This is a genomic window from Intestinibacter sp. (assembly GCF_034113885.1).
Classification (GTDB): domain Bacteria; phylum Bacillota; class Clostridia; order Peptostreptococcales; family Peptostreptococcaceae; genus Intestinibacter.
In genome coordinates, this window is the sequence record NZ_JAXEWM010000167.1 from 26516 (window position 1) to 38222 (window position 11707).

General features: G+C 30.4%; 13 protein-coding genes. 11 read left to right on the plus strand and 2 right to left on the minus strand.

The window, feature by feature from the left end; all coding sequences use genetic code 11:
* Nucleotides 1-8: 8 nt before the first annotated feature.
* From accB to SPD90_RS10570, 8 genes are all read left to right on the plus strand, one after another.
* Nucleotides 9-515, plus strand: a complete 507-nt coding sequence (accB, locus tag SPD90_RS10535; RefSeq protein ID WP_320625333.1) for an acetyl-CoA carboxylase biotin carboxyl carrier protein — start codon at nucleotides 9-11, stop codon at nucleotides 513-515.
* A gap of 14 nt (nucleotides 516-529) precedes the next feature.
* Nucleotides 530-952 (plus strand): 3-hydroxyacyl-ACP dehydratase FabZ, encoded by a 423-nt coding sequence (gene fabZ, locus SPD90_RS10540; protein WP_320925191.1) that lies wholly within the window; start codon nucleotides 530-532, stop codon nucleotides 950-952.
* Between the two features lie 9 nt (nucleotides 953-961).
* Nucleotides 962-2314 carry an acetyl-CoA carboxylase biotin carboxylase subunit gene (locus SPD90_RS10545; RefSeq protein ID WP_320925192.1) on the plus strand — a complete coding sequence of 451 codons (1353 nt, stop codon included), beginning with the start codon at nucleotides 962-964 and terminating at the stop codon, nucleotides 2312-2314.
* Nucleotides 2307-3176 carry an acetyl-CoA carboxylase, carboxyltransferase subunit beta gene (gene accD / locus SPD90_RS10550; protein ID WP_320626917.1) on the plus strand — a complete coding sequence of 290 codons (870 nt, stop codon included), beginning with the start codon at nucleotides 2307-2309 and terminating at the stop codon, nucleotides 3174-3176. The genes SPD90_RS10545 and accD overlap by 8 nt, the downstream gene beginning before the upstream one ends.
* 38 nt (nucleotides 3177-3214) lie before the next feature.
* Entirely contained in the window at nucleotides 3215-4036 is an 822-nt protein-coding gene (locus SPD90_RS10555) for an acetyl-CoA carboxylase carboxyltransferase subunit alpha (protein ID WP_320925193.1), read from the plus strand.
* 72 nt (nucleotides 4037-4108) lie between these two features.
* A complete protein-coding gene (locus tag SPD90_RS10560) occupies nucleotides 4109-4561 on the plus strand; it encodes a MarR family winged helix-turn-helix transcriptional regulator (RefSeq protein ID WP_320626919.1) in 453 nt (150 codons plus the stop codon).
* Between the two features lie 139 nt (nucleotides 4562-4700).
* A complete protein-coding gene (locus tag SPD90_RS10565; protein WP_320925194.1) occupies nucleotides 4701-5390 on the plus strand; it encodes a peptidoglycan recognition protein family protein in 690 nt (229 codons plus the stop codon).
* A gap of 151 nt (nucleotides 5391-5541) precedes the next feature.
* Nucleotides 5542-6411 (plus strand): helix-turn-helix domain-containing protein, encoded by an 870-nt coding sequence (locus tag SPD90_RS10570; protein WP_320925195.1) that lies wholly within the window; start codon nucleotides 5542-5544, stop codon nucleotides 6409-6411.
* 44 nt (nucleotides 6412-6455) lie between these two features.
* Here SPD90_RS10570 and SPD90_RS10575 read toward each other — a convergent pair whose 3' ends face one another.
* Complete coding sequence (locus SPD90_RS10575; protein WP_320925196.1) at nucleotides 6456-6734, minus strand: hypothetical protein; 279 nt, start codon at nucleotides 6732-6734, stop codon at nucleotides 6456-6458.
* 197 nt (nucleotides 6735-6931) lie between these two features.
* Between SPD90_RS10575 and SPD90_RS10580 the strand changes: the two genes are divergently transcribed.
* From SPD90_RS10580 to SPD90_RS10590, 3 genes are all read left to right on the plus strand, one after another.
* Nucleotides 6932-7816, plus strand: coding sequence for a RelA/SpoT domain-containing protein (locus SPD90_RS10580; protein WP_320925197.1), 885 nt, complete (start codon nucleotides 6932-6934; stop codon nucleotides 7814-7816).
* 3 nt (nucleotides 7817-7819) lie between these two features.
* Complete coding sequence (locus SPD90_RS10585) at nucleotides 7820-8611, plus strand: Cof-type HAD-IIB family hydrolase (protein WP_320925198.1); 792 nt, start codon at nucleotides 7820-7822, stop codon at nucleotides 8609-8611.
* Nucleotides 8612-8820: 209 nt separating this feature from the next.
* On the plus strand, nucleotides 8821-11367 hold the full coding sequence (locus tag SPD90_RS10590) for a PEP/pyruvate-binding domain-containing protein (protein ID WP_320925199.1): 2547 nt from the start codon (nucleotides 8821-8823) through the stop codon (nucleotides 11365-11367).
* Nucleotides 11368-11553: 186 nt separating this feature from the next.
* On the opposite strand, the gene SPD90_RS10595 is transcribed toward SPD90_RS10590, so the two are convergent.
* On the minus strand, nucleotides 11554-11707 hold a 154-nt coding region (locus SPD90_RS10595), incomplete at its 5' end, for a formate--tetrahydrofolate ligase (RefSeq protein ID WP_320925200.1).

Here is an 11707-nt window from a genome sequence, read left to right on the forward strand (position 1 = left end):
AGGTCATCATGAATTTTGAAGAAGTAAAAGAGCTAATAACAATGCTAGATAATTCTAAATTAGCTTATTTTGAAATGGAAAATAAGGACGGATATATAAAAATAGACAAAAGCATGTCTAGAAATTATGTATCTAATAAAATAGATAATAGTGAAATAAACACTTTAAATAAAAATAGTGAAGCTGTAAATACAGTAAATACAATCAGTGAACCAGTTGTAAATACATCAAAAAATGAAGAAGCAGTTGTAGCTGACAAACCAAAAGAAGAAGGTGTTGAATTTATTAAATCTCCAATAGTAGGGACTTTTTATTCTAAATCATCACCAGATGCTGAGCCTTTTGTAAAGGAAGGAGATGTAGTTCATAAGGGAGATATAGTATGCATAGTCGAAGCTATGAAGCTTATGAATGAAATAACAGCCGAATTTGACTGTGAAATAGTGAGTGTAGTATGCGAAGATGCAAAAATGGTTGAATACGGCCAAAAATTATTTAAAGTAAAAAGAGTATAGAGAAGGAGAAAAATATGTTAGGAGTTAAAGAAATAAGAGATATTTTACCACATAGATATCCTTTTTTAATGATAGATAGAGTAGAAGAAGTAGTAGAAGGCAAAAGTGCCAAGGGATATAAAAATGTCACAATAAATGAACCATTTTTCAATGGACATTTTCCTGAATATCCAGTTATGCCAGGAGTTTTAATACTTGAAGCCTTAGCTCAAATGGGAGCAATATGCATACTTTCAATGGAAGAATTCAAAGGAAAAATAGGATTTTTAGTAGGAGCAAACAAGGTTAAATGGAAAAAACAAGTTATGCCTGGAGATAAATTAGACCTAGAAATAGAAATAACAAAATTAAAGGGATCTATCGGAGTAGGAACAGGAAAAGCTACTGTAGATGGAAAATTAGTTTGCCAAGGTGAAATAATGTTTGCAATTGGGTAGGTGATAAAAATGCTAAAAAAAATCTTAATAGCAAATAGAGGCGAAATCGCAGTCAGAATAATAAGAGCATGTAGAGAGCTTGGAATAAGCACAGTTGCAATTTATTCAGAGGCAGATAAATACGCACTTCATACACAAATGGCTGATGAGGCTGTTTGTGTTGGAGGACCACAAAGCAAGGACAGCTACTTAAATATGACTAATATACTTAGTGCATGCGTTCTTACAGGGTGCGAAGGTATACACCCAGGTTTTGGATTTTTATCTGAAAATCCTAAGTTCGCTAAGATGTGCGAGGAATGCAATATAAAATACATAGGACCTGACTACAGAGTGATAGAGCTTATGGGAGATAAGGCTAAGGCGAGAGAGGTCATGAAAAAAGCAGGTGTACCTGTAGTGCCAGGATACGAAGGCGAAATAACTTCAGCAAGTCATGCTTTAGAAATAGCAAAAGAAATAGGATTTCCTGTTATGGTAAAGGCTGCAGCTGGTGGCGGTGGAAAGGGAATAAGAATAGTCAGAGAAGAGGACGAATTTGAACACAACTACAATGCTGCAAAATTGGAAGCCAAGGCTTGTTTTTCAGATGATAGAGTTTATATAGAAAAATTTATAGAAAAGCCTAGACATATAGAATTCCAAATTTTAGCTGATGAATTTGGAAATGTAATTCATCTAGGTGAGAGAGAATGTTCTCTTCAAAGAAATAACCAAAAGGTTCTAGAAGAAGCACCATCTACTTTTTTAAATCCAGAAACTAGAGAAAAAATGGGTGAAATCGCAAAACGTGCAGCAAAGGCAGTCGACTACAAAAATGCTGGAACTATAGAATTTCTTATGGATAAAGACTGTAATTTCTACTTTATGGAAATGAATACTAGAATTCAAGTAGAACACCCTATAACTGAGATGATAACAGGTGTAGATATAGTAAAGGAACAAATAAAAATAGCTTCAGGAATGAGACTTGACTTAATTCAAGACGACATATACATAAGTGGAAATGCTATAGAATGTAGAATAAATGCAGAAGATCCAGATAATAACTTTAGACCTTGTCCAGGATTAATAGAAGAATTATATATACCATCAGGACCTGGAGTTAGGGTCGACAGTGCAATCTACGCAGGATATGAAATTCCTCCATACTATGATTCTATGATAGGAAAGATGATTACATATGGAGCTACTAGAGACGAAGCTATAATCAAGATGAAGAGAGCTTTAGGAGAGTTTGCAATTGGAGGAGTTAAGACAAATATAGATTTTCAATACGATATATTAAATAACAAGGATTTTGTAAAGGGAAATTACGACACATCATTTATAGAAGAAAAGTTGGTGAGAGATAATGCTTAAGAATTTATTTAGAAAACAAGAGTACATAACAGTAAGTAGCAAGCCACTATATGATAAAGAATTTACTCCAAATATACCAAATGGGAAATGGGTTAATTGCAAAAAATGTAAGAGTATAATCTACTTAGAAGATCTTGAAAAGGACTATCATGTATGCCCAACTTGTAACTATCACTTTAATATTTCATCAGATGAAAGAGTAAAACAAATCTTTGATGAAGGTAGCTTCGTTCCAATGTTTGAGCAAATCGAAGCTACAAATCCACTAGATTTTCCTGGATATCAAGAAAAATTAAATAAAGTAAAAGAAAAATCAAATTTATCAGAAGGGGTACTATGCGGTACTGGAAAAATTGATTCAAAAAAAGTAGCAGCAGCTATAATGGATAGCAAATTTTTCATGGGAAGTATGGGATGTGCAGTTGGAGAGAGAATAACAAGAACCATAGAATATGCTACAGCAAACAAGCTTCCACTTATTATTTTTACAGCATCTGGGGGGGCTAGAATGCAAGAAGGTATTTTATCTCTTATGCAAATGGCGAAGACTTCCGCAGCCATAGCTAAGCATGATGAAGAAGGTCTTTTATATGTAAGCGTAATTACAAATCCTACTACAGGTGGAGTTACTGCGAGTTTTGCTATGCTTGGAGATGTGATAATCGCTGAACCAGGAGCTACTTTAGGGTTTGCAGGTAGAAGAGTAATAGAAAATACTATAAACCAAAAACTACCAGACGATTTTCAAAGTGCAGAATTTATGCTAGAAAAAGGATTTGTAGATGATATCGTAAGCAGAAAAGAATTAAAACAGTATTTATCAAAGCTATTGAGATTACATGGAATTGAAGAAGAAAAATAGTAGTTATATAAATTATATGCTGTAGGTGGTGATAAATTATGAATAGCAAAGAAGTAAAAGCATGGGATATTGTTGAAATAGCAAGACATAAGGATAGACCAAATGCTAAGTTTTATATAGAAAATATTTTTGATGATTTTATAGAGCTACATGGAGATAGAAATTTCAGAGATGACAGAGCTATAATAGGCGGCATTGCATCAATAGATGGCATAAATGTAACGGTAATCGGTGTAAATAAAGGGAAAAATGTAAAAGAAAACCTAGATGCTAATTTTGGAATGGTACATCCAGAGGGATATAGAAAAGCTTTGAGACTTATGAAGCAAGCCGAAAAATTTAATAGACCTGTTATATGCTTTGTCGATACTCCAGGGGCGTTTTGTGGAACAGGAGCAGAAGAAAGAGGACAAGGACAAGCAATTGCACAAAACTTAATGGAAATGAGCAGATTAAAAACTCCTGTAATATCTATAATAACAGGAGAAGGAGGCAGCGGCGGTGCTCTAGGTCTTAGTGTATCTGATAGAGTTTATATGCTAGATAATTCCATTTATTCAATTTTATCTCCAGAAGGCTTTGCATCTATTTTATGGAAGGATCCATCTAGAACTAAGGAAGCAGCAGAGGTAATGAAAATAACTGCTTTAGATTTGATGAATTTGGGTATAATAGATGGTATAATAAGTGAGCCAAAGGAAGGTGCACATACAGAGCCTTCTTTTGTAGCAAATAACATAAAAGACTTAATTAAAAAAGATTTAAATGATTTAATCGATATATCTAAAGAAGATTTAGTAGAAGCCAGATATTTGAAATTTAGAAGAATGGGTAATTTCTACCAATATATTAATAAGTAATATCATTTGAAATTATTTTTAAAATTTATTATAATACTTTTAAGATTTAAATAAATATGGAGAGAGAAAAAGATGGAAAACAGATCGGAAAGACTAAATACGCTTTTAGTGCAATTATTTAATGATATTTTGCATATAGAAGAAAAGGTTTTAAAAAATTCTGAATTTAAGGATTTGTCAATAACGGAAATGCATACAATCGACGCAATCGGAACAAAAGGAAGCCGCACTATGGGAAAAATTGCTCATGACTTGAGAATAACAATGGGAACACTTACATCTGCAATTAATAGACTGATAAAAAAGGGATATGTTGAAAGATCAAGAACGGAAGCAGATAGACGCGTTGTATTAGTTAGTTTAACAGAAAAAGGACTACAAGCCTATAAGATTCACGATGATTTTCACAAAGAAATGGTAGAAGTTACATTAAATTACTACAATGAAGAGGAACAAGAATTATTATATAAGATATTAGAAAATGTGAATAAATTTTTTGAGAAAAAATATGAAGGTCTCCAATAGGGGGGGGCTTTTTTTTTATAAAATTTAAGAAAATTAAAATAAAAAATATATATTTTTAATGTATCATTTATATATAAGTATTTAGTATAATCTAGATTATATAAAGTTTTGCAAAAATAATATTTTGGGGGATTTTTATATGAATAAAATAAATTTAAAATCTATAGATATTAATTTTTTTAAAGAAAATAAGCAAATAACTATTTATTTACTGATGATATTGTTATTAATATGTTTGTTGATAAATAAACTAAATTATGTTTACAGCTCTCCTAAGCAATCGTATATAAAAGATGATGTACTTATAAATGGCTCTAGAATAGGTCGAGCAGAGGTTATATCAGATAAATTGCTAGACAAAGGCTCATGTATCCCTGGCACTAAAATAAATCCTAAAGACATCGTAATTCATCAGACTGGATGTATAGATGTAGATGCTGATAAGATGTATGAATCTCTAAAAAACGCAAATGAAGATCCATATGCAGGTACAGCTTATTCTAAATACAGAAACGCATCGTGGACAATAACTGTAGGCTATGACAAGATTATACAGAATATGCCTTTAAATTGGGAGGCATATGCACAGGGAACATATGAAGGAAATGAGACAGGTATTTCTATAGAAATATGTATGTACACAGATGGAGCTAAACAGAGACAAGCCTATTTGAATGCTATAGAATTATTTAAAATTTTGAGAAAATATCAAGGAGGATTAGAGCTTAAAAAACACGAAGACTATACAGATAAAGAATGCCCCCAATGGCTACTTGAAGGAAAATATGGGTTAGATTGGGATTGGTTTGAGCAAAAATGCTTGGAATAAGAAAAGTATAATAAAAAAATAACTAATAATTCAAAAAAACATCAATAATTCCAAAAAGCTAGATTAATACCCTTAGGGTAATAGGAAAAAGAGAATCGACTGTGTAATAATAATCTAAAGAAGCATAGATTATCAGAATGGAGGGATTATTGTGATTGATATAGTAAATTCTTATGAAGAAAATGCAAGGGAACTCTATAAGAGCTGTGATGTTTATTACAATAAAAATATATTTATAGCTAAATCCATTCCTTCAAATGAAAATTTAACTAAGTCAAGATTACATAGTCATGAGGAATACGAATTTTTTATTCCACATAGCCCAGTTCCTTTTTTAGTAAATGAGGAAAGTATTTTTTTTGGAGAGATAGGGTATCTATATTCATTTAAAAGTAATACAAATCACGGAATAAAATACGGTCTTTCTAATGTAGAATATACAGATATTCTCGTCAAAAAAGATTATCTAGAGGGTATAATGGAGGAATTAAATTGTTCAGATGATGTATTTAATTACCCTATATATTTATCGAGGGAATTGAAGTTTTATTTACATATTTTTATAGAAGAATTTCTAAAAAATGATCAAAAAGATTTAGTTAAGCTAGATATGATATCAAATCTTTTCTGTAGAGAATTGATTAGAGGAAACTTAAATAAAGATATAGATATTTTTAAACAAAAACAAAGCTATCAGAGGGGGATTTATTTAGTTGCAGATTTTATAAATCACAATTACAATAGGGAAATAAAGATAGAAGAAATGGCTAAATTAGCAGGATTATCAAAAAACTATTTTGGAGCTGCATTTAAAAAGGCATTAGGTGAAACCCCACATTCTTATTTGATTAAAATAAGAATATCAAAGGCAAAGGTTCTTTTAGAAACTACAAACTATTCTCTAAGCGACATATCAAAGAAGGTTGGATTTAAGAAGCCTAGTTCATTTACATCACAATTTAAAGCATCTACAGGTATGATACCTTCAAAGTATAGAGAAAAAAGCATAAGAAATTATTAAAATTTTAGGAGGCTCTTGTAAAATACAAGTAGCCTCTTAAAATTCTAAAATGAAGAATTTTTAATATTTTTATTTGTTTCTTGTAATCTAGATATATTCTGTTCTGAACGTAAAATACTATTTAAAATATCTACTATTTCTGGATCTACTGAAAATCCTGATTTATATTTTTTTAGATATAATTGACCGATTTGCTTTAATTCATCATTTATTTTTTTGTTTTCTTGGGCTATTTTAGCTGTGTTTTTTCCGATTTCAGCTACATCAGTAGCTTTATCTGTAGCAGTTTTTGCTAGATTGTTTAATTTATCCATAAAAGCCATAGTTTAATATCCCTTCTTTCGTATTCATGTAGTAATTTTATTATATAGTATATCGAATATGAAAACAAATAATAATATATGTTTTATATAGATTTATGATAAATTTAAAACATATGATATAATAGATAAGTAGAAAATAATTGACTTGACAAAAATTTGAAAAGTTGTAATAGTAATTTGAGGAAGGAGTATATCCTATGAATAGAGATGATTTTTTAAATATGTATGGCTTAGATGAATATTCTTTGATAGAGTTAGGTATAAACTGGATAGATTTATATAATATACTACAAGATTATAAGAAATCAATTGATATTTATGATGCTAGAATAACCTATGTTGCAAACGTACTTAGAGAGCATCCAAAGGTGCATTCTGTAAAAGCTAGAGTAAAAGACCCTAAAAGGCTATTACAAAAGATAGTTAGGAAGACTCCAGATAGAAGAAGAAAATATGGAGCTCATTTTAATTTTAGTATAGAAAATTATAAAGACGAAATCACAGATTTAATGGGAATTCGTGTAATACATATTTTTAAGGATGACTGGGAAGAAATACATAATTTCATAATTAATAAATGGAATGTTATAGAGATTGTAGCTAATATAAGAGAGGGCGATAATGTAAAGACGTTCGAAGAAAAATCTATTCCTGTTAGGTCTAGAGTTTCTGGATATAGATCTGTTCATTACCTTATTAAATACGGAGCAGAACATGATTTATCAACTATAGAAATACAAGTTAGAACTATATTTGAAGAGGGGTATGGGGAAATAGATCATCAGCTTAGATATAGTCATGATGGAGATATTCCAGAGGTATTAGCTCAAAATCTAATGCTGTTAAATAGAATTGTGGGAAGCTCAGATGAGATGGCATCGCTTATAAACATGCTAAATCAAAGCTTTAGCGATATTGAATATAAATACAATAAAAAATTGAAAAATAAAAATGATATGCTTAGAAATTTGCGCCAAAAAATTTATGAAAATGACTCTTTAAATAAGGAAGAGAGACAGTCTATAGTAAATGATATAGATAATATAATTTGGGGGGATAGACCAAAGAATTTGAGGAGGTAATAAATGACACAAAGAAAAATACTATTTTTTGACATTGATGGGACATTAATTTCAGAGGTAAATAATCAAATACCAGAAAGTACAAAAAATGCACTTAAACAAGCTCAAGAAAATGGACATATAACTATTATAAACACAGGTAGAACTAGAGCTTTAGTAGAGCCGAGATTAGAGGATATGGGATTTGATGGATATATCTGTGGATGTGGAACTTATATCGAGGTAAATGGTAAGGTATTGTACCATAAAAGTATAGAAAAAAACAAGTATAGGGAAATATTAAACTTTTTAAATGAAAATGAAATGGAAACTATAATTGAGGGAGAAAAGGCAATATTTATGGATTATGACAGCAAGAGCGAGGATGTTCAAGCTATAATTAAAAATTTTGAAAAAAGAGGATTCCCTATGAAGCCTTATACAAGTGATGAATTGTATTTCGATAAGTTTTTTGCTACATTAAAAAATAGTGATAAATTAGATAATATAGTTGAGTATCTTAAAAATGAAGGATTTGATTATATAGATAGAGGCTCAAATAATATAGAGGTTGTTCCAAAAGGGCATTCAAAGGCAACAGGTATGGAGTTTTTGTTGAATTATTTTAATCTAGAAAAGGAAGATAGCTATGCATTTGGAGATAGTTACAATGATACTGCTATGTTTGAGTTTTGCCCAAATGGAGTATTAATGGCAAATGGAGAGAAAGATTTATCTAAAATCGTAAAATTTGTAACAAAAGATGTAGACGATGACGGCATACAATATGCATTACAACATTTCAATATAGTATAAATAAAAAAGATGCTGAAAATAAAAATATTTTGGCATCTTTTTTAATATAGAAAAAATTTTGTCTATAATGCGTGAAAAATTATATTTCTTATTTTCTTATTTTAAATAAAATTATATTAATATATAATTTGTTAATTATATTAAGGCGAAAAAATTTTCATATTGATATAATTAAAATAACTAAATATTCAGACAAGGAGTGCATACGTATGGAAAAAATAAGTACAGGTATAAAGGGCTTCGACGATATCATGGGTGGATGGTACCCTGGTGATAATGTCGTATGGCAGGTTGAAGATATAAATAATTATAGACATGTGGCAAACGTTTTCGCGAAAAAATCAATAGCAGATGGAAAAAAAGTAAACTATATTCGATTTGGAAAAGGTAATCCAGTAATTGACGATTTAGATTCAGTTAATTTATTTGAATTAGACTTGGAAAAGGGATTTGAAGAATTTACAATGTCTGTTCATCGCATAATAAAGACACAAAGTGAAAATGCAGTTTATGTATTTGACAGTCTTACATATATACAAAGAGGATGGTATTCGGATTTAATGACAGTAAACTTCTTCAAGGTTACATGTCCTTATTTGTATAAAATTGGAGCAGTAGCGTATTTTTCAATAAAGAGAAATTCTTATACTTATGAAACTATAGCTAAAATAAGAGAAACTACACAGGTTTTAATGGATATATACAATGTAGAAGGTAATTTCTATATACATCCACTAAAGGTTGAAGATAGATATACTCCTATTTTATTCTTCCCACATAAAATTGATGGAGATGAAGTTACTACTATAACTTCAAGTGGAGAAGCTTCAAAGCTATTTTCAAATTTCGACTGGAGAAATAAAAGACTTGGTTATTGGAGAATAAATTTCAACAAAGCAAAGGCTGCACTTAACCAAGATGAAGTGACTCAAAATAGAATGAAGGATATTTTAATAAAAATATTAGTTGGTAAGGACAGTAAAATCCACGATATGTGCCAAAAATACTTTACTTTAGAGGATATGGTGCAAATTGCATCTCGTGAAATCGGTACAGGGTTTATTGGTGGTAAGAGTATAGGTATGCTTATGGCTACTGCTATCGTAAGTAAATCAGAGGAAACTAAAGAATATTTTAAAGATATATTAGAGCCTCATGATTCATTTTACATTGGGACAGATGTATTCTATTCTTATATAGTTGAAAATGGATTATGGGATTTACGAATGAAGCAAAAAACTGATGAAGGTTATTTTGTATATGCTAAAGAATTACAGGATGGATTAAAGAATGGTAAATTCTCTCAAATGATAGAAGAGCAATTTATGCACTTATTGGAATACTATGGACAATGTCCTATAATTGTAAGATCAAGTTCACTTCTAGAGGATAACTTTGGTAATGCTTTTGCAGGTAAATACGACAGTGTTTTCTGTATAAACCAAGGTACGCCAGAGGCTAGATTAAAAGACTTTGAGGATGCAATAAGAACAGTATATGCAAGTACAATGAATGAAGATGCTTTAAATTACAGAAAAAATCGTGGCTTAGACAAACGCGATGAACAGATGGCTATCTTAGTTCAAAGGGTTTCAGGAGATTATTATGGAGAATATTACTTCCCTCATGTAGCTGGTGTTGCGAATTCATCAAATTTATATGTTTGGAATAAGAAGATAGATATGGATGCAGGTATGCTTAGACTTGTATTTGGACTTGGTACAAGAGCAGTTGATAGAGTTAATAACGACTACGTTAGAATAGTTGCATTAGATGATCCAACTAGACTTCCTGCTATGACTAAGAAGGATCCTCAAAAATTCTGTCAACATTATGTAGATGTATTGAATTTAAATACAAATAGTGTAGAAACAGTAACAGTAAATGATGCTGTTAAAAATAACTTAAAGACACAAAGTAGCTTATTTGGTTCAAAGGACAAAGACACAGAAGAAAGATTCAAAAGAGTAGGAATAGATACATCTAATATACCATTTGTATTGAATTTTGAAAGATTATTGAGAAGTACTAAATTTGCTGAAGCTATGAGAAAAATATTAAAGGTAGTTTCATCAAAATACAATTATCCTGTAGATATTGAGTATACTGCTAACTTTGACAGACAAGGTCATTTTAGAATAAATATAGTTCAATGTAGACCATTGCAAACTAGAGGTCTAGGTAAGACAGTAGAATTACCTAAGTTAGAGGATTCTAGCTCATGCTTATTCTCATCACAAGGTAACTTTATGGGTGGTAATGTCAGACTTGCTATAGATTATATAGTATTTATATCTTCAGATGATTATCTAAAATTATCAGAGGTTGAAAAATATGATATAGCTAGACAGGTTGGACTTGTAAATAAGGAATTAAAAGGAAAGAATGCTATGCTTATGGGACCAGGTAGATGGGGAAGTAGTAACCCAGCACTTGGAGTACCTGTTAAATTTACAGAACTATGTAATATGTCTGTAATGTGTGAAATTGCTTATAGCAACCAAGATTTGATGCCTGAATTATCTTATGGAAGTCACTTCTTCCAAGACTTAGTAGAAACAGGAATCTTCTATGTTGCATTATTTGATAATAAGAGTGATGTAATATTTAATGAATATAAATTGAGAGAAAAGGAAAATATAGTAAAACAAATTGTAAAAGATAAAAATATAAATGAAGATGTAATCAAGGTATATGATACAAAAGGACTTCAAATTTATTCTGATATAACTCAACAGGTTGTAACTTGTTCTTAAGCTTTAAATAATATGATTATATAGTATAATATTAAAAGACTTCTGAAAATTTATTTTTCAGCAAGCCTTTTTTAAATGAAAAAAGAGAGGTCTAAAATACTTTAGACACTCTCTTTCAATTGATTATAAAGGATATGGTATAAATATAGTTTATTTATGTGGTATTACATATATATTAATTGGAAATTAGAATAATCCTGATATTACTCCGTTTTCATCAACGTCAATCTTTTCAGCTGCTGGAACTTTTGGAAGTCCTGGCATCTTCATTATTTCACCAGTTAATGCAACTACGAATCCTGCTCCTGCAGATATAGTTACTTGTCTAACTGTTATTCTA